The sequence below is a fragment of the Desulfosarcina widdelii genome (genome assembly GCF_009688965.1).
Taxonomy (GTDB): Bacteria; Desulfobacterota; Desulfobacteria; order Desulfobacterales; family Desulfosarcinaceae; genus Desulfosarcina; species Desulfosarcina widdelii.
Genome location: NZ_AP021875.1, coordinates 3,051,261 through 3,073,660, shown reverse-complemented (window position 1 = coordinate 3,073,660; position 22,400 = coordinate 3,051,261). Strand labels below are relative to the sequence as shown.

Annotated in this window: 18 protein-coding genes; 7 read left to right on the top strand and 11 right to left on the bottom strand. The window is 56.8% G+C overall.

All coding sequences use genetic code 11. The features are described 5' to 3' along the window. Window positions 1-73 precede the first annotated feature (73 nt). A complete protein-coding gene (locus GN111_RS14415; RefSeq protein ID WP_170302293.1) occupies window positions 74-1,222 on the top strand; it encodes a glycerate kinase in 1,149 nt (382 codons plus the stop codon). Here the strand turns inward: GN111_RS14415 and GN111_RS14410 are convergent. After that, window positions 1,219-2,412: a type II asparaginase gene (locus GN111_RS14410; protein ID WP_231715746.1), complete on the bottom strand. Its 1,194-nt coding sequence runs from the start codon at window positions 2,410-2,412 to the stop codon at window positions 1,219-1,221. The two genes, GN111_RS14415 and GN111_RS14410, sit on opposite strands and share 4 nt — an antisense overlap. Before the next feature lie 152 nt (window positions 2,413-2,564). Here GN111_RS14410 and GN111_RS14405 point away from each other — a divergent pair, with 152 nt between their 5' ends. Beyond that, a complete protein-coding gene (locus tag GN111_RS14405; RefSeq protein ID WP_155304418.1) occupies window positions 2,565-5,396 on the top strand; it encodes an Lcl domain-containing protein in 2,832 nt (943 codons plus the stop codon). Between the two features lie 174 nt (window positions 5,397-5,570). Further along, a complete protein-coding gene (locus tag GN111_RS14400; protein WP_155304417.1) occupies window positions 5,571-6,047 on the top strand; it encodes a cytochrome c3 family protein in 477 nt (158 codons plus the stop codon). Between the two features lie 133 nt (window positions 6,048-6,180). Here GN111_RS14400 and GN111_RS14395 read toward each other — a convergent pair whose 3' ends face one another. The 5 genes from GN111_RS14395 to GN111_RS14375 form a co-directional block, all read right to left on the bottom strand. After that, complete coding sequence (locus GN111_RS14395; RefSeq protein WP_155304416.1) at window positions 6,181-6,867, bottom strand: DUF554 domain-containing protein; 687 nt, start codon at window positions 6,865-6,867, stop codon at window positions 6,181-6,183. 128 nt (window positions 6,868-6,995) lie between these two features. Then, window positions 6,996-7,631, bottom strand: coding sequence for a TetR/AcrR family transcriptional regulator (locus tag GN111_RS14390; protein ID WP_155304415.1), 636 nt, complete (start codon window positions 7,629-7,631; stop codon window positions 6,996-6,998). 201 nt (window positions 7,632-7,832) lie between these two features. Beyond that, on the bottom strand, window positions 7,833-9,758 hold the full coding sequence (locus GN111_RS14385) for a ribonuclease catalytic domain-containing protein (RefSeq protein ID WP_231715745.1): 1,926 nt from the start codon (window positions 9,756-9,758) through the stop codon (window positions 7,833-7,835). A gap of 197 nt (window positions 9,759-9,955) precedes the next feature. Continuing rightward, on the bottom strand, window positions 9,956-10,225 hold the full coding sequence (locus GN111_RS14380; protein ID WP_155304413.1) for an HU family DNA-binding protein: 270 nt from the start codon (window positions 10,223-10,225) through the stop codon (window positions 9,956-9,958). Window positions 10,226-10,461: 236 nt separating this feature from the next. Continuing rightward, a complete protein-coding gene (locus GN111_RS14375; protein WP_155304412.1) occupies window positions 10,462-12,327 on the bottom strand; it encodes a FapA family protein in 1,866 nt (621 codons plus the stop codon). 523 nt (window positions 12,328-12,850) lie between these two features. Here GN111_RS14375 and GN111_RS14370 point away from each other — a divergent pair. Then, on the top strand, window positions 12,851-13,141 hold the full coding sequence (locus GN111_RS14370; protein ID WP_155304411.1) for an STAS domain-containing protein: 291 nt from the start codon (window positions 12,851-12,853) through the stop codon (window positions 13,139-13,141). Window positions 13,142-13,150: 9 nt separating this feature from the next. Here the strand turns inward: GN111_RS14370 and GN111_RS14365 are convergent, their stop codons facing one another. Together GN111_RS14365 and GN111_RS14360 are read right to left on the bottom strand one after the other, a co-directional pair. Continuing rightward, window positions 13,151-13,675 (bottom strand): gamma carbonic anhydrase family protein, encoded by a 525-nt coding sequence (locus tag GN111_RS14365; RefSeq protein WP_155304410.1) that lies wholly within the window; start codon window positions 13,673-13,675, stop codon window positions 13,151-13,153. A 60-nt stretch (window positions 13,676-13,735) separates the two neighbouring features. Next, window positions 13,736-14,143 (bottom strand): NFACT RNA binding domain-containing protein, encoded by a 408-nt coding sequence (locus GN111_RS14360; RefSeq protein ID WP_179955324.1) that lies wholly within the window; start codon window positions 14,141-14,143, stop codon window positions 13,736-13,738. Window positions 14,144-14,477: 334 nt separating this feature from the next. Between GN111_RS14360 and GN111_RS14355 the strand changes: the two genes are divergently transcribed. After that, window positions 14,478-15,221, top strand: a complete 744-nt coding sequence (locus GN111_RS14355; RefSeq protein WP_155304409.1) for a hypothetical protein — start codon at window positions 14,478-14,480, stop codon at window positions 15,219-15,221. 38 nt (window positions 15,222-15,259) lie between these two features. Here GN111_RS14355 and GN111_RS14350 read toward each other — a convergent pair whose 3' ends face one another. The 3 genes from GN111_RS14350 to GN111_RS14340 all read right to left on the bottom strand — a co-directional run bounded on the left by GN111_RS14350 (window position 15,260) and on the right by GN111_RS14340 (window position 17,886). Further along, on the bottom strand, window positions 15,260-16,255 hold the full coding sequence (locus GN111_RS14350) for an ABC transporter substrate-binding protein (protein WP_155304408.1): 996 nt from the start codon (window positions 16,253-16,255) through the stop codon (window positions 15,260-15,262). A 202-nt stretch (window positions 16,256-16,457) separates the two neighbouring features. Further along, window positions 16,458-17,207: an ABC transporter permease gene (locus GN111_RS14345; RefSeq protein ID WP_155304407.1), complete on the bottom strand. Its 750-nt coding sequence runs from the start codon at window positions 17,205-17,207 to the stop codon at window positions 16,458-16,460. Then, window positions 17,197-17,886: an ATP-binding cassette domain-containing protein gene (locus tag GN111_RS14340; protein ID WP_155304406.1), complete on the bottom strand. Its 690-nt coding sequence runs from the start codon at window positions 17,884-17,886 to the stop codon at window positions 17,197-17,199. The genes GN111_RS14345 and GN111_RS14340 overlap by 11 nt, the downstream gene beginning before the upstream one ends. Before the next feature lie 155 nt (window positions 17,887-18,041). Here GN111_RS14340 and GN111_RS14335 point away from each other — a divergent pair, with 155 nt between their 5' ends. Both GN111_RS14335 and GN111_RS14330 read left to right on the top strand, forming a co-directional pair. Next, window positions 18,042-19,595, top strand: a complete 1,554-nt coding sequence (locus GN111_RS14335) for a TMEM43 family protein (protein WP_155304405.1) — start codon at window positions 18,042-18,044, stop codon at window positions 19,593-19,595. After that, entirely contained in the window at window positions 19,596-22,385 is a 2,790-nt protein-coding gene (locus GN111_RS14330) for an intermembrane phospholipid transport protein YdbH family protein (RefSeq protein ID WP_155304404.1), read from the top strand. Window positions 22,386-22,400: the final 15 nt, after the last annotated feature.

Here is a 22,400-nt window from a genome sequence, read left to right as displayed (position 1 = left end):
TTACGGCCATTCCTGTTGTCCTGCGGTATGATTTTTTCCGATGATTTCTCAACCGGATTCCGGGAGAAAACCTATGTATATCGTCGTCGCACCCAATGCATTCAAGGGCAGCCTCAGCGCTGTTGAAGCGGCAGAGGCGATGAGAAGAGGCATTCTGGCCGCCAACCCCGGCTGCCGGGTCTCCTGTGTGCCCGTGGCCGACGGTGGAGACGGTCTCACCGAGGTGATGCTGCAGAGTATGGGCGGGCAGCGCGTCGAAACGCTAGTGACCGGCCCGCGGTTTGAGAAAGTGCCGGCACCTTTTTGCCTGGTTCCCGGCAAACGTCTGGCCGTGGTGGAGATGGCCAGGGCCTCCGGCCTGGCGCTGCTGCCCGAATCACAGCGGGATCCCATGGAGACGACGACCTACGGCACCGGTGAACTGATTTTGTCTGCCATGGAGCAAGATGCCACGCAGATTATCGTTGGAATCGGCGGCAGCGCCACCTGCGACGGCGGTATCGGCATGGCCGCCGCCCTGGGATACCGCTTTCTCGATGGATCCGGTGCCGAGATCAGACCGGTCGGCGGGCAATTGAACGCCGTTGCCGCTATCGACAAGAGCGGTGTCGATTCACGGCTTGCCGGTATCCAGGTGGCGGCAGCCTACGATGTGACCAACCCCTTGACCGGACCCGAGGGTGCCGCGCAGGTTTTCGGCCCCCAGAAAGGCGCCTCCGCGGACCAGGTCGATGCGCTTGACGCCGGCCTGGCCAATCTGGCCCGGGTGATCCGGCGAGATATTGGGATCGATATTCAAAAGCTTGCCGGTTCCGGGGCTGCCGGCGGTCTGGGCGGGGGATTGCACGCCTTTCTGGGGGCTGAATTGAAGCCGGGCATCGATCTGGTCCTTGAGGTGGTGGGGCTGAAAAACAGTCTGGCCGGAGCGAACCTGGTGCTTACGGCCGAGGGGCAGATCGACGACCAGACCCGCTTCAACAAGGCTCCGGCCGGCGTGGCCCGCATGGCCAAAGTGTCCGGTGTCCCCTGTTTCGCCATCTGCGGTGCGGTGGGGGAAGCGATTCACACCCTGCATGACATCGGCATCGATGCCGTCTTTTCCATCTGCCGCGGCCCCCTTCCACTGGAAGAGGCCATGCAGCAGGCTCCCGATCTTCTCGCCCGGTGCACCGAGCAGGTGGTACGGGCGTTTATTGCCGGAAGAGAAGGGGCGATCGTTTAATACTCGTAGAACAGCCGCTGGATTTCCTGCAAACTGCGTTTTTTCGTCAGCGCCAACATCAGCAGAATTCTGGCCTTGGCAGGATTGAGTTCATCCGAAGCGATGAATCCCAACCGGTCGTCGTCAATTTCCACGTTGCGGCCCACTTTGCCGGTGGGTACGCGGGAGCTGCGGACAATCAGGACCCCGCCGGCAGCGGCCCGGGCTGCCCGCTTGAGGGTGGCCGCATTCATGTTGCCGTTTCCGTCGCCGGCAATTACGATCCCCCTGGCGCCGCGATCCACGGAAGCGTCGATGAGATCGGGAGGCATGTCCGCGCAGGCGTAAACGATATCCACACGGGGCAGCTCGCTTACGCCTTCGATACTGAATTCGCTGTTGAAGGTGTGCCTTCGAAAGGGCCGGCGGAAATACTCGCTGCGGCCGTAATTGACCGTTCCGATCAGACCGTTGATGGGAGAAATGAAGGTTTCCACCGAAGTGGTGTTGGTTTTGGTCAACGAATGGGCGCCATGGATGCGGTCGTTCATGACCACCAGAACGCCGCATTCGGCGGCCTGCGGGTCTGCGGCCACGGCCACGGCATTGTAGAGGTTCAAAGGCCCGTCGGCGCTGATGGCCGTGGCGGGGCGCATGGCTCCGGTCATGACCACCGGTTTTCGGTTGGCCACAGTCAGGTTGAGGAAGTAGGCCGTCTCCTCCATGGTGTCGGTGCCGTGGGTCACCGCCACACCGTGGACGTCCTTGTCGGCCAACAGATCGTTGATCCGGTTGGCCAGGGCGATCATTATGGCGAAGGTGATATCCTGGGAGCCCACGTTGGCCAGTTGCTCTCCGCGCACATGGGCGATTTCCTGGATTTGCGGCACCCCGCCGATCATGGCATCGACGGTTACCCGTCCCGAGGTGTAGTCCGCGCGGGTCGCGGATTCAGCCGCCCCGGCAATGGTGCCGCCCGTGGCCAGAACGACCACCTGTTCCTTTTTCCTTGAATCGTTGTGATTGGCTTGCATGCGTGATGCTCCCATGTCAGGTCGATGCACCTTCTTACCGTCACAGTATAGGGCATTGACGACAAACCTCAAGGCAAATGCACTTTTGGGCTTGTTGTCGAGCGAAGTACATACAATGGCGATCAGGTGCTGGCCGGGTTGCGCCGCGATCTTGCCTTTGACAAGATTCCTTGCCATCTGTTATAGATCATTGAAAAAAATAGCTGCAGGGGCGGTCAGGTGCTCTGCCCACCATTGAACCGGCAGTCGGGGTTTTAATGCCGGGCATTTTTTCAAGCGCCCGGTTATCGATTGGTTACTTTCATTAACGTAAAGGGACCAGACAACGCATGGGTGAAACGCTGATCGATGAATATTTGACCGGCGACAGTGAAGCGGTCCGCGACCTCGCCAAAAACGAAGCCGTGCTGGTCGGATTTCTGACGCTGGTAAAAGGCATCGATGACCTGCCGGATATGGAGAACCGGTTTTACCAGAAGCCGCGAAGCCTGTACCAAGTCACCGCTTCCGGCTATGCCATCGACGATTTGATGGAAAAGTTATCCGAGTTCTTCGGCGCGGCGGCCAAATCCCCCGGCGATACCCTTCCCGCCGAACTTCGTTTTCTTCCTACCGTTAAATTGCTGGGCGGGATCCGCAAGGACCAGGCACTCTTTCTCAAAGAATTGAAAACCGGCACCTTTTACGGAGCCCTGTGGCCCTGGCAACGTGATCCGGATAAGATCGAAGTGTTGCTGGGCTTCTGCTCTCCGAACATGGCCGATGAAGATGTCCGGAGCCTGGAAACGCTGGTCCATAAATTTTTAAGCAAGAAAAAGATCGAGACCGTTGCCGATGTCGGCGGTCAGATTCATGGCATCAGTTTGCCCTCATTTCTCCAGATGTCGGAGATGGAGGGCGCCACCTATACTCTCAAAGTGACCAGCGGCAGCCTCACCGGCCATCTCTATCTCGCCGACGGCAGCCTCATTGCGGCAACTTATGGCGACTATTCCGGCAACGAGGCGGCTTACCGAATTATCGGCTGGGATAACGCCGCCATCCAGATCCAGGCAGCCGAGCCCGACCGGAAGCGAGAAATTCACGACCCCCTCATGCATGTAATGATGGAGAGTCTGAAGATCAAGGACGAAACCGGCGCCGAATCCGAACCCCCTGAGCCCCCTTCGGAACCGGAACCGGAAATTGAACTCGAGATGGACATGGAGCCGGAGCCAGAGCCGGAGATGGAAGCGGAACCGGAGATGGAGATTGAACCAGAGCCGGAATCAGCCGCCGAGCCCGATCTGGTAATGGAAACAGCGCCCGAGCCGCCAACGGAAACGGATGGTCCTCCCCCTGGAGAAGAAATTCCGGAAAAGACGCCGGAATCGAGTCCCGAAGCATCCGAAATCGAATACGTGCCCGAACTCGAGGCGATGATCATCCCACCCTCCAGGCCAGCGTCCAAGCCACCCCACGTGCCGGCATCCGAGGAACCATCAGAGGAGATCTCCGAGCCGGCCCCCGAACCGGTTCCCGAGCCGGCAGTGGAGGCGCCCGCGGTTGAACCGACGGCAAGCTCCGGCTTCGAAAAAGTCGAAGACCGTTCGGCGCACAAGCAAAGTCAGATGAAACGGCAGACCAAGCTGCTGATCGTTCTGGGAGTGGTCATCGTCTTTGCCCTTACGGTTACTTTTGGCGGCCGGCTGTTTCATAAAAAACAGGTCGGTCACCGATATGAACAATTGATGGAGGAGCTGGCCGTCACCAAAGAGCTGGACGGCCAGGTGGTGCTATTGATGCAGTACCTGAGCGCCTACCCCAAAGATGCCCATCGCAAGGAACTGGAAAAGCGCCTGGAGAATCTCGACGCCGAAATCGAGAAGCGGGACTACGAAAGGACCCTGTCGGATGTCGACCGGCTTCCCGTCGACGAGAAATACGAGAAAAAGGCGCTTTCGCTATATACAGCCTTTTTGACCAAATATCCCCAAAGCCGCTACGCCGACTCCATTAACGAGGCCATTGGCGGCATCCGTCAACTGCTGGCGACCGCATTTTACGGAAAATTGCTGGAAAATCCCGCCACCGACTATCTGGAGCGGCAGGCCGCCTACAACGAATATCTCGAGCAGTTCCCCCAAGGAGCCGAGCGGGAGAGGGTCGAAGAACTGATACGGGAACTGGCCGACGAGTATTACACGGCCATCGCCAAGCGTGTCGACAACTGTGATGCCGCGCAGAACTGGGATGACTGCATCGCCGATTGTGACCGGTTTCTTTCCGTTTTTTCCGAAGAGCCGGCCGTGGAAAAGGTCAAACGGCTGCGGTCGCTGCTCGAAGACAAGAAAGACGTCGAGGAACTGACCGCCAGGGCCGCTCTCATTGCCGGCGATTTCGAAAAAGCCAAACGGATCTATACCGACTACCTTGCCAAGCACCCCGACACCAGCCAGAAAGAAGCCATCCTCGAGCGCATTGAGCCCTTGAACAGCGATCTTGCCGGCCTGGCAGAATGGAAAAAGACAGCGGCCTACGCCTCGAATAAGTCCACTGACATCTTCAAGAGGATCAAACGGTTGGAACGGTACATCGAAAACCATTCGTCAGACCCTTACATAAAACCGGCCAACAAGTTGAGGACACAGCTGGAACCGGAACTCCAGGCGGCCATCCGTGCCCAGCAGGCGGAAGATAAAAGGCGCCAGGAACTGGCCCGGAAAAAGGCGGATCAGGCGCGTCGCGATAAGGAGGCCCAGCGGATTCGACAGCTTTACAAGCAGGTGAACGACCAGCTTCGCCCGGTGTCCAACCGGTTCGTCGCCCATGGGGACGGCACGGTGAGCGACCGGGTTACCGGTCTTACGTGGTGCCTGCTGGATTCTCACCTGGTGCTCGGAAAATGCCTTTCCTACAGCGCGGCAAAGGATTACGTCAAAGGGATGAAAACCGGCGGCCATTCGGATTGGCGCCTTCCCTCTGCCGGAGAACTGGCGGCGCTGTACAAAAACAGCCCCTTTTTCCCAGCTACCGGAGCGGCGTGGTATTGGTCGTCGGAGTCTTTCGCCAGGGGATATCACCGGGTCGTGGACGTGGTAACCTCAGTACCGGAGACTGTTTTTACCAGGAGCCAGAAAAGTGAAGATAGCTGCGGAGCCGTGAGAGCCGTTCGTCAATAAGCCAATCCGCATGGCGGGAAGCGGTTGCGAGCGTCAAGCGACTAAGCGGCGCAAGGCGGGGACCTTCTGCGAAGCCGGCGGCCAATTATTCATTGAAAAAAAATCTGTTTGGGTTTATATCTACCGGAATTTTATGGGAACCATCAAGATTAAGCATTGAGGAGGGGGAAACATATGCGTAGCTTATCGTTTGGGGGGGTGGTTTTGCTCATCGGTATTATTGCCTGCACCTCGTTGGGGGTGGCTTTTGCCGAAGATGAAGAGATGTGCGTTCCCATGGGGATTATCACGCTTGAACCGCCGGATACGGTGGAGGCCAAGCGCGCTGCCGTCGAGTTTCAGCACAGCCGGCATTTCGTGCTGGCCTGTAACAACTGCCACCACACCTGGGACGGTTCCGAACCCGTCACCGGCTGCATGACTTCCGGCTGTCACGATCTGGATGCACTGCCCAGAAAGGAAGGTTCCAAGGCCATCGACAAGGATCAGGCCTTCCGGTATTACAAAAATGCCTACCACGGCCAGTGCATCGGCTGCCACAAGACCATGAAACAGGAAATCCAGCAGATGGCCAAGACCCTCGCCGGGATCGATGGCAAGCTTCCGGTTACCGGACCCACCGGCTGTATCGGCTGTCATCCCAAAGAGTAGCCGCAGCGTAGATCTCAATAATAAGCGGCCGACACAATTTATCCGAAATCGAAAAACCCGTCCTGGAGCGGGTTTTTCTTTTGGGTAAACAAGATGTGCCGATGGACTCCTCGCGTGACGGTAATCCCCACCGTTAAAATAGCTGGACTACCATGAAATAAACCAGTGGAAGAAAAATGGCTGGGAGCATGTTGCCGATTTTGATGCGGGCCACTTCCAGCATGTTGATGCCGATGGCGGCAATCAGCAATCCTCCCACCCCAGACATCTGGGCGATCACATCGCCGGTGAGAAAAGGCTTGAGCATGGACGCGCCCAAAGTGATCGCCCCCTGGTAGATCATTACGGGAACGGCGGAAAAAATTACGCCGCTGCCAAAGGTTGAGGCAAAAACCACCGACGTGATGCCGTCCAGCAGGGACTTGGCGAAGAGGGTTTCATGGCTGCCGGTAAGCCCGCTTTCCAGCGATCCGACAATCGCCATGGATCCCACGCAGAAAACCAGGCTGGCCGTCACCAGTCCTCTGGCAAAGCCGCCATTGGAAGAGCGGCTATATCGTTTTTCAACCAGCCTTCCCATCGCTTCGATCCGGTCTTCGATGCCCATGGCTTCGCCGATCAGACTGCCCAGCGCCATGCAAACGATCACTTCCAGAAGGTCGGATGCGTTCAGGGCGGATCGGATTCCGATGAGAATGACCGTCAGGCTGATGGCCTGCATGATGGTGGCTTTGAAGCGCTCTTGAATTCCTTTTTGAAGGCAAAGCCCGATCAGGCCGCCTGCAATGATCGCGGCCGCGTTTACCAGTGTACCGGTCATGGTGTGCTCGCTTGTTTCGTCGGTGCCGTTGAAAACAGACAAGCCGGCAGCAACTGCCGGCTTGCATGGAAGTTCGTTTTAATTGTTTGACAGGAACGGGAATGAGAAAAAGATGCCTGTTCTTCGGTTCAGCCTGCCTTCCGGATTCCCCGTTCGAACAGCTCAAAAGCTGCGGCCAGAGTGGATTTGAGATAATCCTTGTCAGAACTGATGATTTTTTTACTGGCCTCCCACAGCACCACGCCTGAAAACATGGCCCAGAAAATATCAGCCAGGGCCACCGGATGACGATCTTCGTAAATGCCTTGTTCAATGCCTTCTTCAAAGATTTTGGCAATCGCTCCGATGGATTTTTTCGACAAGTCCTTGATCTCGTCGAGTAAAGATTCGGAAAGATTTTTCAGCGTTTCGCTGGATTGCAGGTGGAACATGTTGATGATGATCAATGGATCGAACTCATAGACATCGTACATGGCTTCCATGAGCGCGCTGAGTTTCTTGTCCGGTGTCAGACTCGTTTCCTTGTTGACATGGGTAACCCGGATGTGAAGGTATTGAAGGATTCGCAAAGACAGCGATGCGTAAAGCTCTTCCTTGTTCTTGAAGTAAAGGTAGAGCGTCCCCGGGCTGAGTTCCGCTTCCTTGGCGATATCCTCCATGGTTGCTTTGTTAAAACCTTTTTCCGAAAAAACCCGCTTTGCCGCAACGATAATCTGCTGCCGCCGTCTTTCTTTTTCTCTCTCTTTTCGTTCCTGGATACCCATAATACAATTGCTTCCTGAATATAATTTATTTTGAAAACGACTCTATAATGAATATTCAATCCGGGGTCAAGCGAAAACGACCAATTTTCCTTTAAAGTGTCTATTTGCGCCGGTCTGCAAGAACCAACCGTGCGAATATAAGAAACTCAAATGAGTAAAAGTAAGTACGGGAAAACAAAAGTCAATACGCTGGCATGCGCACTATCCGAGGAATACGGAGAGGATGTTGCGGCGGGCGTTGACATGCTGGATGGTGACCCGTATCAGATTTTCGGCTTTCAGATCGATACCGCTGGATTGGGGCAGGGTACATTCGATCATGTAAGCTTTGAGGAGGATGGCGTAACCGTTTCGCCTTCGTTGTAAAACAATGGCCTCCTCCTTCTCACCGACACGGCCCTCCAGATATTTGAGCAGCCAGTAACGGTTTCTGCGATACTGGACCCGTCCAATGTCGGCCATGGGTCTGGACAACCGGTCGATTATCTCCTCGATTTCCGTTCGGGTATAGGCTTTTTCGAGACCCAGGGCCGCCCGGATCTGGCGCTGGGTCACCAAGTCGAAGTATTTTCGGATCGGCGACGAGGCCGTCACGTAGGCGTCGAGTCCCAAGCCGCAGTGGCGATCCGGTTCGGGACGCAAAGCGAAGCGATTGAGCAATTTGCGCTGCATCCAGTTCTGAAACAGGGTGCCGGGGCCGTTTTTCAGAATACGGTCCTTGGGTTTGGGCTGGGACCTGAAAACGGCGGGGATCTTCTTTTCCGTCAGGAATCGGGCTGCCAGCCAGTTGGAAAGGATCATCATTTCGGCAATCAGCAGGCGGCCCGGACTCTCGCGGTTTACCCGATTGATCACGGGGGCGCCGGTGTCGTCCAGCCAGATATTGATTTCAGGAAGGGTGATCTGAAGGGCTCCTTGTCCCAGGCGCTTTTCCCTGAAGCGGGTGGCGATGTCGTAAAGGCAGTTGATCGTTTCCGCCTGTTCCGCGTTGCCGTTGGCTTCATAATAGCTGAGCTGATGCTTGACACGGATGATGGAGGCAAAGATATCGTAGCTGACGATTTCTCCGCGCGGGTCGATTTTGACCATGGTGCTGATGGCCGGCCGGATGCAATCTTTTTTCAAACTCAGGCGGTTTTCCGCCAGTACCGGAGGCATCATGGAGATGCGCTGGTCGGGCATATAGATGGAACTGCCGCGAGCGCGAGCCTCTGCATCCAGCGGATGCCCCTTTTTGACAGACTGGGCGACATCGGAGATGTGGATACCGACCAGGACATGGCCGTCGCGGGGTTCGACGCTCAAGGCATCGTCGAAATCCAGGGTGGACTGTCCGTCGATGGTCAAGGTGGCAAGGTGGGTGAGGTCCACCCGTCCACTGGCTTTCAAATCTTCTTCCGTCGGTATCCGCAGGGATTGGGCTTTTTCAATAACCGGCTGCGAAAAATCGGTAGGGATGCGGTAGCGCAAAAGATCCAGATTTTCGTCCGCAGACCAGGCACCAACCGCCACCAGATGGTCGAAAACCGCCTCGGGGGATTTCAACTGGACCTTTTTAACGAGTGCTCTGGCGATTTCGCAACGGGGGCTGTCTTTTTCGAAAAGGTAGAAATCCTTGAGGATTTCCGTCAGTTCACGATGATCGACGCCGGGCTCGACAACCGATCCCGACAGGGTGGATCGGACCCAGGCGGCACCCACATCGATGAGCCGCTGCTCACGCGCCGCTTTCTGCTCAAGAGCAATGATTTCTGCGACCTGGTCTTCTGTGTGGGGTAAAAAACGATCCGGCTTGAATTTGAAATAGCGCCGGCTTTTAAACATGGCACGGATCACCGCAGATTGATGATCGTCGTCCGAGGAATCCGGGAAACACAGGCCGGTCATGATTTCCAGGTCGATCCAGTCCTCTTCCTGATTGAGAATTTCCCATAATTCGTGGATCTGGATCGTTTCGGCAATGGCCTGCCGGGCGGCGGACAGGTTTTTGAGCGATGTTGCCATCCGATGCCTGTCCGTGATGAGGGGCAGTTTCGTTTTTCCCCGATGGGAGAGCCTCTGGGCGGAGACTTTGACTTCCCGGTCGTTTTCGGTGAACAGCTTTAGCTTCTGGTTCCCGCTCTCCATGACCACCGAGCAGATAATTTTATTATTGTCAATATATTCTACAACTTCGCCTGATTCCATGGCTTAAGGTATTAACAACCCCCCTGGTGAAAGTCAATTGCGTAGAGGGTGGAGCCCCGAGCTTGCAACTCTGCCGGACCATAAAAAAGGCAGGGCCAAAGCCCTGCCTTCGCTTTTTTCAGAATATAAGGAGACCGCTATTTCAGCTCATCTTTGAGCGCTTTTCCCGGTACGAACTTGGGAACGGTCCTGGCGGCGATTTGAATTTCGGCGCCGGTCTGGGGGTTGCGTCCGGTGCGAGCTTCGCGCTTGGCGGTTTTGAAGCTGCCAAAACCGGCGATCTGGACGGGTTCGTTTTTTTTCAGGGAATTGGTGATCACGGAGAAAACGGTGTCCACAACTTCCTGAGCCTGTTTTTTGGTCGCTACGATTTGAGCGATTTCGTTGATTAAATCACCTTTGTTCATTTTTTGTTTTCCTCCCTCGTTTGGTTGGCCTGTCAAAATTGTTTAGGTGGCCACCTATATATTCTGGAAAGGCTTCCGTCAAGCGAATATATAGCGTTAAAGGCAATGTTTTTGGACTGCGTTATTGGTGGTCGCGGTATTGATTATACAGCTTCCTCCCAGTGGTCTTGCCAAAAACATTATTTTAATCGCTGTGGACACCGGGAGGAATTGACAGCAGTGCGTTCGCATGCATTTTACCGAAAAGGGGCCAACTCGAATCGCCAGCGCTTGGCGCCTTCATGATCCGGTTTGTCCGTTTCGACGATGGACAGCCGCTTGAGGTTTTCTTGCAGGACCAGCACGCTGTGCGGTCCGGTAAGCTTGGTTCCTGAAAAGACGTTGCCGCCGATCTTGACGGCCGCGATGCCTTGATCCGTTTTCCGGGCTTCGGCAATCGCATCCAGCCGGGTGTTCAATTCCTCGGTTCTCTCTTTGGATTCAACGATTCTGGCTTCCGTGGCCTCAATTTCCTGGCTGATCGCATCGTCCTGCTCCATGAGCCCGGCCACTTCTTCGTCGTAGGCTTCCTGTTTGGCTTGCAGTTCAAGTATCCGTTGTTGCAGCTTTTCGGCGGCGACATCGCCTTGATTCAGCGAATCGGTGTCCACCTCTTTCTGTAGCTGCCGATGTTGAACCATGCATTTGTCCTGCTCCTGGGCGACTTCCCCCAGCCGGGTATTGACGTGGTCCGACTGTTCTTTGAGTTTTTCCAGGCGTTTTGGAAGGCTTTCCCGCTCTTTTTTAATGGACTGTATTTCTGCTGCGATGGACTCGGCCTCCCGTTCCATCTGCTGATCGATGCCGACGATCAACTCGCTGGATTTGGACGCTTCGGTTCCGATGTCCATGGCACTGATCCCCATTTTTGCGGAAATGGTGGAACCGATGATGATGCCGTCATTGATCAAAAAGCGCCCATTGGCTTCGATTTTCGATTCGATGACCTCTTTTTCAACAGCGATGTCACCGGCCAGAACGATATCGGCATTGTTGATGTGACCGGCCTTTAGATTGCCGCCGCATCGAATGGTGGCTCCCAAAATGCCTTTGGTCGCGGTGATGTCACCGTCAATATCGACCTGGGCATCGCGGATTTCATTTGCTCGCAGGCTGCCCCCTTTTACCCGGTAGCCTTTCTCGACGGTGCCGGTCACTTCGATATGTCCATCGAAGGTTACATGTCCGGTTTCCAGGGAGATGTCTCCCTCGATATGCAAGGTGGGCATCACCGAAATTTCGCCGTTGAAGGACAGTTTGGCGAATCCGGTCTGAGTGGCGTATACCTGCATGCCGTCTTCGGATTTCCGGGCACCCTTGCCGCATTTGAACCTTTTATCGCGTGCTTTGGGGATGGGAATCTTCTTGCCGTATACGTCCATCCCTTCCTTGCCCGGAGGTCCCGGTATTTTTTCCGCGAGCAGGTCCCCTTCTTTTACCTGGGGCAGGCTCCCCCGTTCCTTCCAATCCATCAAGCCGTCTTCGGTCAGGGTCCCGACTTTCAGCGGGTCGGTGTCGAAATGGTACTTGAGTTCAGGCGGCGTGTCCGGAACAGGGGCGGTGCCTTTGGCAATGACCAAACCTTCTTCCACTTCGGACTCGCCTTTCAGAAAAGCCTCGATCTGCTTGTCTTCAACGATGCCGTAAAGAATGCTTTCGGAATGGAGCATCACCTTGACGTCATTGACGTCGAATTCGGTTGCCGGAACCTTTCCCTCGATGGTTGCCGTGACGGTCAGTTTGTCCCTTGAAACCCGGATGTCCAGCTCATTGTCCCCTTTGGCGGTCACCTGCCCGGAAGGTTTCTTTTTCGGGGTATTTCCGCCGGTCGCGGCAGCCAGTTTGTTTTCGATCTCCCGCTGCATCTCAAGGATTTCTTTACATACATCGGCGGTAATGGTGCCCATTTCAACCAATATCTGACCGATGGGCATGGAAACCCCTGCCTTTTGAAAAATGCGTTTTTGGACCACCAGAGCTTTGTCGATTTTTTCCTGCTCGACAAAGTTCATTTCAACGGCAATCTCGCCAAACCTGTTATTTGCTGCTTGATCGTCCGTCATGAAAGTCTATCCTACTTTTGCCTGTCGCTTGCTGCCATCCGTGAAGGCCGCTTTGTCGGTTTTCGTCGTGTTCCTAAAAGTGATCATCCGATTGGGGCTATCATCGGAATCTTTACTGAAAACTTTAGCTTATCTTGGAGCGGGGGCCACCGAAAGGAGCAGTAAAAAGCAGTATAACATAATATTCATGGAGAGTGGGTAACGGATTTCCTAAATCAATCGGGAGATGTCTTTGCTATAAATTTCGAGGTGAGAGTTATCAGTTTGATATCAAAGGAAATAAAAAAATTATTAGCCCGCCGGATAAAAAACGGCATTATCATTGCTCATTGCTTTTCAATGAAGCGTGAACCGGTAAGTGAAGGCTGACCATTGGACTTGCCTGGACCGGATATCCGGCTCCCCGGTTGAACCTCCCGCCGTTTCACCGCTTTCCCCGTCCCAACCGCCGACCACCCATTTCCCGCGCCCTTGGTCGGCAATGGATTCCGCCGTTGTGCGGCGGTCGAAAGGAAGGCAGCCGATGGCCGTGAACTTCAAGATCTATCGACTTCGAAGCCAATCGAAAAACAGTGTCCGCCTCGCTCTCGATGGCGACTTCGACGGTACTTCCGCCCATGAACTGATCAACGCCTTGGCCGCCTGTGAGCAGGGTGTGGATCAGGTCGTAATCGATACCAGCGGTCTGAAAGCAATACACCCTTTCGGCCAGGCGGTCCTGCAGCGCAATCTTTCCGATCTGCGCCTTCGCTGCCCGAAACTGGTTTTCTTCGGCGACCATGGCCGGCGGCTTTCCAGGCCCTGGCTGCAATAAGCCGCCGGTTCAGGAGACGGGAACCATATCCTGCTTCAGGTATTTGGCTGCCAGATCGATATAAACCTGCTTGCCGTAGGCCCACATTTCTTCATCCTGTTCGCTGACCGCCCGTACCACCCTGGCTGGATTTCCCGCAACGACCACCTTTTCCGGAATAACCTGGTTGAGTTTGACCACGCTGCCCTCGGCGACGATACTGCGTTGCCCCACCTGGCTGAAAATGCTGAGAATCGAACCCATACCGATTACGGCCAGGTCACCGATGGATCTTCCATGAAGAACGGCGCCATGCCCCAGGGTGACCTTGCGCCCGATGGTATGGGTGTCTCCGGGAGGGGCGTGAATGATAACGCCTTCCTCCACGGCCGTGCCGTCGCCGATGACAATCCGGCCGTAGTCCCCCCGGATGATGGCGCCATGGCCGATATAACATTGCTTTCCGATAATCACGTCTCCGATGACATGGGCCAGCTCGCTAACATAGGTTCCCGTTTCCACTTGGGGCTGCTTCCCGTCGAATTGATACAGCATCAAAGAATCCTTTCAGCATCAGTTTTGGATGGATGGTCATCCGGACAGTCGGTTCTGCTTCTACCCGGCATCCGGCAGAGCTGGCCTGACCTTGAAGACGCGTTCTTTGCGGATGCTCACGCTGCCCGGTTTGGCACCGCGGGGTTTGGTAACATAGCGCGCCAGCGTTCCGGAAACGGCAACCACGCCTCCTGACCTGGCTTTGCTGTGGAAAGCGGCGATGGCGGCCGTCTGCTCCAGGGTTTCCCGATCCGGCTCTTGCCCGTCGGCGGTTTTAAGGACCACATGGCTGCCGGGCATACCGCGGACATGAAACCACCAATCCCCGGGACCGGCGATTTTCAGGCTGAGCCGGTCGTTGTCGGCATCGGTTTTGCCGGCCATCACCCGGTGGCCGCCGGGCAGCGTATACGTCCATACGCGCGGCGGTTCCGGTCGACGGCGAGGATTGTTCGTTCTGGCTGCCAATGGCGCCTCGCTGACATAATCGTTGAAAACGGCAGCTGTAAGCGTTCACAGGGCACCGCATCTGCTTTGTTCCCGGGCATTTGAAGTACGGGAAAAGTACGTCGGCATGCCCGGCGTCTCGCATCTAAAGCACCCTGTAAACGCTTACCTTGCGAGGGGTTGGAATTCCTTGGGCGTTTCAACCCCGTGAACAGGTTCCGGCAGCTTATGCCATTGTCATGAGAAATTCAAAGCTTTTTCTTTGACAGGAGGCGGGTAGGGGGATACCCTGTGTTCGATGGATCCGGGCGTGTCGTTTTCCCCGATTCACCGCTCATTGGGAAGGTTCGTATCGATGCAGAGCAAGCGGGTTTTCTTGATTTTTTCCATCCTCATGGCCATTGGCCTCGGCCCGGTCGATGCCGATATGGTCATCCTCAAATCCGGCGAGATGTTCCAGACCTCCAAGGCCTGGGAAGAGAATGGGGCCGTCTGCTATTATCGCGACGGTCGGGTGGTTCGGGTCGATGCGCAGGCCGTAGAGCGTCTGATCCATTCGCAGACCCCGGCCAAACCGCCACCGCCGCCCCCAAAGCCGTCGGTCCCGCAATCACTGCCCAATCCGTCAGCGCCTCCCGACATCGGCATCCCCGAACGGCTGCCCGGATTCCAGCCATCGGTCGGCGACGATGCCGGGTACCTGGGGGTGAAATGGGGCCAGCCGCCTTCGCAGATCGACGGGCTTGAATTTGTCCAAACCGATCCCGCGTACGGGGGCGTTGAGCAGTACAGCCGTCCAAAAGCCAGAAAACGGTTCGTTCGTGCGCGGGTCGACAATATCGTTTTCGGTTTCTGGAAGAAGCAGCTGTACACCATCCTTGTCGAAGTCAGCAATTACATGGACTTTCTCGATTTAAAAGCCGAGGCGTTCCGACGCTACGGTGAAGCCGACCCGGTTCCCGGCCAGCCGGACAAGTATCGCTGGCGCGGCGGGGGAACTGACCGGCAGTTGTCCTACGACCACCAGTCCGATACGGGCTACCTGTGGATGCGTTCTCAAAAACTGCACGCCAAGATCAAGGAACAATACCCCGAATAGGCCAAGGGAAGTACAGATTTTGGCCTCTTGCCAATCCGTCAGGGTTCCACGAGCCGCTCAACAACACCAACCTGATCCGGGACCAGTTTCTGCGCGACCATGATTTGCTCTGTCTGCTGCCAGGCCGATTTATCGATGCGACCCAAGGGAACCGTTGGGTCCGGCTGGACCATGCGGCGGGTAACCGCCAGTTGGCGGCGCATCGTTTCAGGCAAGGTGTCCGGATCGGATTTGGCCAGAGCCTGAATGACTTCGGTCTCATTGGCAGGATTCATGGCCGCCTCCCAACCGGCCAAAAGGGCCCGGACGAATCGCTTCGCCATGTCGGGGTGCTGATCGATCATTTTCTGGGAGGTGACCACGCTGTTGGCCACAAAGCGGACCCCATGATCCGAAGGGTCGAAAAAGGCCACCTGTTCGCCTGCTGAAGCGAGTTTGTCCGTCAGATAGATTCCCTGGGTGTTGCGGTAGACAGGCCATATGGATACGCTGCCATTTAAAAAGGGCGTGTAGTCGTAGCGTACGCTGGCCAGGCGGACCTGGCCTTCCGTCATGCCTGCGCTGGCCAAAAGGGCCCGCATGATGGTTTCGTCGTTGCCGCCGTAGGTGATGCCGACAGTGCGCCCCGCCAGGTCCTGCGTTTTCTTGATGGTGCAGTCCTTGGTTCGATAGATCCATTGGAGGGGATTGACCTGAAACAACTGGGCCAGCACCACGACCGAGGCCCCCTTGGCCAGCGCCCGGATCACCTGGTCCGCCGAGGCTACGCCAAACTGGGCATAGTTCAGCTCCAGTTCGCGAATGGCATCGCGCTCAGGTCCCCCGGCTTTTACATCCACGTCCAGTCCCCGGGCTGCGAAGAATCCCTGACTGGCTGCAAAGACGTCGCCGGCAGTGCTGGCGTTGATCAGCCATTTCAGGCGGTAGGCTACTTTTTCCCCGGCAACGGCTGTGCGGGGCGTCAGGCAACCACTATTTACGGCCCATAGCGATACAAGAAGAATAAAAAGATATACGCGCCAAGACGCTCGCATGGCTCGACCTCCTTTTTTTTGAAAAGAAAGTTTTCGTATGCGTTAAGGAGGTTGAAATGCCCAATTTGCTGCAACTGCCCGGTCAGTAGTCGTTCATGGGGTGCCGCAGATGTGAGGCGCCGGGGGCGCAGACGTATTGGTCAACCTCCAAGTACCCGGGAGCAAAGCAGATGCGCTAGCCCCATGGTCGCTTACAAGTTTCCTATCCGGCGGCCCAGGCTTTTTTGACACCGGCGCCCAGCATCTCCAGCAGCCCCTGATACAGGGAGAGCGTGATGCCGATGATAAACAGGGCCACCAGGATCTTGGCCAGGTCGCTCTGGTACAGGGCAATGCGGATACTGTAGCCGATGCCGGCATTGGCCGCGATGAATTCGGCCACAATGGTTCCGGCCATGGCCAGGGTCGCGCTTCCCGAGATTACCGTAGTCAGCTTGTGAAGGTTTTCGAATGCCCGGATTTTGACTTCCAGTTGCCAGCGCAGCCGTCCGGTCACCCGGTAAAAATGCTCGATATCGGCAACCGGTTCGCTCATGATGCCGATCACCGACAGGAGCAGGGGAAAATAGCAGATCATGGCGGCGATGAACAGGCGGGTTAAAAAGCCGTCTCCCAACAGGATAAACAGGATGGGGGCAATGGCTACGATGGGATAGGCCTGGACATTGTAGGCCGCTACCTTGATGAAAGACCCCAACCAGGTGGCCCGTCTGCCGGCCACGCCAACGGCTGTGGCCAGGATAATGGAGAGCACCTGGCCGACAACAGCCACGCCGAATGTGTCGAGCACATCCCCGGCATAGCGCAAAAATTGCGTCTGGCCCGTATGCCAGACACTTGCCGGACCCGGGATGACGTAGTCGGAAAGTCCCAGAGCGAGCTTGAGAGTCAGCAGCAGGCCGACGCCCAGCAGGTAGACGATGAGAAATTGAAGGATGCGTCTATGCAGCATTGATCACCTCCAGCATGGACCGCTCCAAGGCGGCCTTGTCCAGGGGACGATCCGCATAATGGTCCTGGCCACCAATCTGAAGGATCTGGGGTGATTTATGGGCGCCGCGAAAAACCACGATCCGGTCGCAGAACCGGCATACCTCCACGACGTTGTGGGAAATATAGAAAAAGCCGGCGTCAGGAAAAGTCGTTTTGATGGTGTAGAGGATGGCCTGCCGGGTCGGCTCGTCCACGTTGGCCAGACTCTCGTCCATGATGAGTAGGCTGAAATCCTGAAGCAGGTAACGCAGCAGGTTGACCCGGTTGCATTGGCCCATGGAGAGCTGGGAGTAGCGCATGCCCATCAACTCCGACAGACCGAAACCGTCGATCAGATCATCTCTCAGGGTATGACGGCCGGCGGGGGTGGTTTTCTCCAGGTGCCGGCCCACAGGCGACCATCCGGGCAGTCGCTCCCGGTTGTGGGTGTACAGACAGGGCCGGTCGCCGGCGATTTTCACCCCCCCGGAAAATTTTTCGATATCACCCGAAATGATTCTGGCAAGAGAGGTCTTGCCGACGCCTGACGGTCCGAACAGGGCGTGAAAACCCGCCTGGTCGATCACCAGGTCGAGCCCTTGAAAAAGCGTCGTGTCTGCCCCCGGATATCGAAAGGTAATATCGTGACATTCGATCATATGTTCACAAATAGAGCCCGTCCGCGAAATCCACCAAAGTGGGTCTTTTTGTTTGACACAAAGATATCTCTCCAATATCATTTAGAAAAAAAAATATCCAGGTCTATTTGCACCCTGGTCGAATCCACACTGCTTTCCATACCCGGGAGAGAGCCATGTCAGAGGATAGCTTTACCGAAGTCAGCCATGCTTCGTGGGGCGGGCGGATCAAAACGTCTTTCAAGGGCCTTTTTTTCGGTTTGATTCTGTTTCTTGGAGCTTTTCCCTTGCTGTTCTGGAATGAAGGCCGGGCGATCAAACGCTACCAGACCCTGAAAGAAGGGGAGGGGGTCGTGATCTCCGCATCCCCGGACCGTGTGGATCCGGCCAACCAGGGCCGACTGGTGCACCTGAGCGGAACAGCGGATACCCGCCAGACACTGACCGACGACGCCTTTGCCGTCTCTATCACCGCCCTGCGTCTCAAGCGAACGGTGGAGATGTACCAATGGAAGGAAAATAAAAGCACGCGCACGGAAAAAAAGGCCGGCGGCGGCGAGAAGAAAGTGACGACTTACTCCTACTCCCGGGTTTGGTCTTCTTCGCTCATCCGCTCTTCGGGATTCAAACGGCGCAGCGGCCACGAAAATCCCGGCTCCATGCCCTTTCCCTCCCAGACCCGCAACGCAACCCTTGTGACCGTGGGCGCGTTCAGACTCTCTCCCGCGTTAATCCAGGAAATCGACAATTGGAAACCCGTGGCCGTTGATTCGTCATCGCCGGTTCCCGCGGCCCTGGGCAGCCGGGGCATGATCCACGGCGACGGCTACTATCGCGGGGATGATCCGGGCAATCCGGCCATCGGCGACGTGCGTATCACGTTCAAAGCCGTTTATCCTGGGCCGGTGAGCCTGATCGCCGCCCAGCAGGGCAGCTCGTTCGCGCCCTATGCCACGAAGACCGGCGGAACCATCAGTCTTTTGCAGACGGGAATCCACAGCGCCGTCGACATGTTCAAAACGGCCCATTTCCACAACCGCCTGTTGACCTGGGGGCTGCGTGCCGGCGGGGTGTTGATGATGTTCATCGGCCTGACCTTGCTGCTCAAGCCCCTTTCCGTTTTTGCCGACGTGATCCCCTTCGTGGGCAATATCGTCCAGGCCGGGACCGGTCTGATCGCATTTGTGCTGGCCCTGTTCTTCGGCTTCATGGTCATGGGGGTGGCCTGGATTTTTTACCGGCCCGTACTGGGATTTTCCCTGATGGGTGTGGGTACGGCTCTGGTTGTATGGGTGATATGGCGACGAAAAAAGGCAAGCAAGCCTGCCAAAGCACCATTGCCGCCGCCCGTGCAACCGGTCGTGGGGGGCGCTTCAATCCCAGCAGTGGGAAAAAGTCCAGTTCCCGGCCCCCCGCCACCGCCAGGTCCGCCCCGGGCGCCTTCGGCGATGCCGAACCCCGCGCCTTCCGACCCGCCTCCGCCGACGGCCGATGCCTGGATCAAAACCGGAAAACAGGCCTATGTAGCCGGGCGTTTCGACGATGCCGCCGAAGCCTTTGAAAAGGCGATTCAACTCGATTCGCAAAACGGCAGCGCCCTGTACAACCTGGGGGTGGTGCGGAATAAAAACGGCGACACCGCCGGCGCCATCGAGGTGTTTAAACAGGCCGCCCGGCTGGGCCACCAGCGGGCGACCAAACTACTCTCTTCTCAGGGCCTCGACTGGTAGATGAACCCGCCTGCCCCAAAGAGAAGCCGCAGATCGGTTATCGCGTTGGCGGCGGTAAGCGTTGTCGCCCTGCTGGCCTGCCTGGTCCTCGCAGGATACCTGGCTTTGCCGATGCTGGCCGGCCAATACCTGCCCGTAGAGAAAATCCGGCAGCTGGGGTTTGCCGATTTCAACGGACGCATTTCCCGAATCGGTCTGTATCGGACCGCGGCAGGGCCTTTTATTTTCGGCCAAGCCCACCGGCCCGCCATCGTCATTCGGTCTGTGGAACTCGACTATTCCCCCGGTGAACTGCGCCGCCGGAAAATCGGATGCGTCCGCATTGACGATGTGACGGTCAACGCCCTGGTGACGCCCCACGGCATCGTCCTTCCGGGGCTGGAAGGGATTCATTCGGGTAAAAAAACACCGGAGGAGCCGTCCGTTTCCGGGGGGCTGCCGGCCGGTCTTGGAAAAATCTTCGGCAAGATCGAGATCCGCAGCGCCCGCATCCTTCTCCAATGGGGTCAATCGACCTACCGGATTCCATTCGATGTCGATATCGCACCGGAGCCATCCGATCCAACGAAATTGACGGCCGAGGTGCGTCTGTTTCCCGGTGAGCAGAGGGTCGCCCTGAAGCTGCGGGCCGACCTTGCAAACGGCACCGGTGCGCTGAGCCTGAACGGTTCGGCCATCCACCTGGACCGTTTTGCCGACCTTTTTCACCGTGTTCCGAACCTGGATCTTTCCGGTACACTGAATCTCAATGCGTCGGCCCAGGTGCAGACACAGCCCTTTGCGATCTCCGATGTCAGCATTGATGCCGCATGGCATGACGGCCGCCTGAAGGTCGGGAACGCTTCGATCATGCCCGAGGCGGACAATGCCCCGGCAACGTTTTCGGCGTTTTCGGCAAACCTTGCCGACTGGCAGATCGATGTGAGCGGCGCGCAGCTTCAAACCCCAGCCCGGGTAGCCGTGAAAACCGTGAAGGCAAGCATCGGTCTGGCTGGGGATGTCCGCACCATCTCCGGGCAGGCGGATCTGACGGTCCTGCCGTTTGGCATTCGCTGTCCCGAGACGGTGACATTGGCAAATAGAGTACCGTTGCCCTTGGTTTTTGATATCCATAATTCCGCATCGGGAGGATGGTCGGCATCCTGTCATACTCCCGAAAAGGAAGAAACCGACCAAAAGGAAGAGGCCGAACGGGCCGACCAACTGGATTTGACTGTCAAAGGGCTACGCCTGCAATCGCAGGTGCCGCGTTTCAAACTGGAAGTCGGGATTGAAGCGGAGGCGATGCAGGCCAGTTGGCAAATGGGAATGCCGGGAATCCGGGCCGCTGCATTCGGAATTGAGGTGTGGGGCGACTCTGCCCGGATCGAAGGGCGGGTGGCGGTCAAGGCGCCTTTTTTTGACGTATCCTGGCAGACGGATGTCCGTCTTGACCTGCCAGCCGCAACCTTGGATGGCCATGGCCTGGCCGGCGACCTGGCGAACCTGGAAATGTCGGTCGGTGCCCGACAGGATGCCGATGCCGCCCCCGTTGTCCAGGGAAGGCTGCGGATGTCCGATGGCCGATTGCGGCATGATTCCGCCGGGTTTGAACTGGCGGGGCTCCGTTTGGATCTGCCCTATGGCCTCAATACCCCGGCGGGCACGGCCCAGGGCCGCTTTTCCGTCAAGCGGATGCGCTACGGTGTCCATAGCCTGGGAAGCCTTGACGGGCGGGTGACCCGCAGCACGGATGCCTATCTGTTTTCCGCCACCCATTCCAGCGACCTGTTCCCGGAAATGACGGCTGCCATCGAAGGCAGCGTGCAACTCTCGGAATCGGCCGATCCGGTCGCGGTCCTGCGCATGAAGGTGCCGCCTTATTCGCTGGCGGCCGGTGCGGATCTGGGCCGACTGATTCCAGCCATGGAGGACGTGGCCCTTTCCGGAACGGTCTCGGCCGGAGCTACCGCGTCGGTTTCCAAGCGAGGGATGCAGGGTGATTGCAAGCTGACCATCACCGACGGGCTGCTGGAATTAGCCCCAAAACAGATCCGGGTGGAAGGCATCGACGCTACCATTCATTTTCCGGAACTGCCAAGGATCCGCAGTGCACCGGCCCAGACCCTGCAGTTCAGCCGCGCCGCCATGGGCAGCATCGTGGTGGACGGTGGTCGCTTCGACTTTCAGGTGGAGTCGCCCGATACCTTGCTGGTGGAAAAAGGACGGCTTTCGTGGTGCGGGGGCAAGGTCGACGCCCAGTCCCTGCGCATTGCGGCAAAACGGCAGAATTACCAGATCAGCCTGTACTGCCAGCGGCTTGGGTTGTCCCAGATTCTCGAACAACTGGGCGCCGTGAATGCCAAGGGCAGCGGAACGGTGAACGGCAGAATCCCGGTTTTATACAGCAATGGCAGCATCCGTTTTGACGACGGGTTCCTCTTTTCCACACCCGGCGAGGAAGGCCAGATTCAACTCACCGGAACGGAGATCCTCACGCGGGGGATTCCGCCGGAAACACCCCAGTTCGCCCAGGTGGAGCTGGCCAGAGAGGCCCTGAAGGACTACAATTACAAATGGGCCAAACTGGGCATGACCACCGAGGGCGAGACGTTGATCATGCGCCTGCAGTTCGATGGCAAGCCGGCCAAGCCTTTGCCATTTGTCTATAAGAAAGAGATCGGCAGTTTCGTAAGGGTCGAGGCCGGCTCTCAAGGATCGGTTTTCCAGGGTATTTCCCTGGATGTGAACCTGAAACTTCCTTTGAACCGGCTTTTGCAGTATAAGGACATTGTCGATATGATCGATTAGTATCTGTCTTCTGCA

Bases quoted from the DNA above. Each gene is read 5' to 3' on its own strand.
- GN111_RS14415 (WP_170302293.1), top strand. From the start codon at position 74: ATGTATATCGTCGTCGCACCCAATGCATTCAAGGGCAGCCTCAGCGCT.
- GN111_RS14410 (WP_231715746.1), bottom strand. From the start codon at position 2,412: ATGGCAAGGAATCTTGTCAAAGGCAAGATCGCGGCGCAACCCGGCCAG.
- GN111_RS14405 (WP_155304418.1), top strand. From the start codon at position 2,565: ATGGGTGAAACGCTGATCGATGAATATTTGACCGGCGACAGTGAAGCG.
- GN111_RS14400 (WP_155304417.1), top strand. From the start codon at position 5,571: ATGCGTAGCTTATCGTTTGGGGGGGTGGTTTTGCTCATCGGTATTATT.
- GN111_RS14395 (WP_155304416.1), bottom strand. From the start codon at position 6,867: ATGACCGGTACACTGGTAAACGCGGCCGCGATCATTGCAGGCGGCCTG.
- GN111_RS14390 (WP_155304415.1), bottom strand. From the start codon at position 7,631: ATGGGTATCCAGGAACGAAAAGAGAGAGAAAAAGAAAGACGGCGGCAG.
- GN111_RS14385 (WP_231715745.1), bottom strand. From the start codon at position 9,758: ATGGAGAGCGGGAACCAGAAGCTAAAGCTGTTCACCGAAAACGACCGG.
- GN111_RS14380 (WP_155304413.1), bottom strand. From the start codon at position 10,225: ATGAACAAAGGTGATTTAATCAACGAAATCGCTCAAATCGTAGCGACC.
- GN111_RS14375 (WP_155304412.1), bottom strand. From the start codon at position 12,327: ATGACGGACGATCAAGCAGCAAATAACAGGTTTGGCGAGATTGCCGTT.
- GN111_RS14370 (WP_155304411.1), top strand. From the start codon at position 12,851: ATGGCCGTGAACTTCAAGATCTATCGACTTCGAAGCCAATCGAAAAAC.
- GN111_RS14365 (WP_155304410.1), bottom strand. From the start codon at position 13,675: ATGCTGTATCAATTCGACGGGAAGCAGCCCCAAGTGGAAACGGGAACC.
- GN111_RS14355 (WP_155304409.1), top strand. From the start codon at position 14,478: ATGCAGAGCAAGCGGGTTTTCTTGATTTTTTCCATCCTCATGGCCATT.
- GN111_RS14350 (WP_155304408.1), bottom strand. From the start codon at position 16,255: ATGCGAGCGTCTTGGCGCGTATATCTTTTTATTCTTCTTGTATCGCTA.
- GN111_RS14345 (WP_155304407.1), bottom strand. From the start codon at position 17,207: ATGCTGCATAGACGCATCCTTCAATTTCTCATCGTCTACCTGCTGGGC.
- GN111_RS14340 (WP_155304406.1), bottom strand. From the start codon at position 17,886: ATGATCGAATGTCACGATATTACCTTTCGATATCCGGGGGCAGACACG.
- GN111_RS14335 (WP_155304405.1), top strand. From the start codon at position 18,042: ATGTCAGAGGATAGCTTTACCGAAGTCAGCCATGCTTCGTGGGGCGGG.
- GN111_RS14330 (WP_155304404.1), top strand. From the start codon at position 19,596: ATGAACCCGCCTGCCCCAAAGAGAAGCCGCAGATCGGTTATCGCGTTG.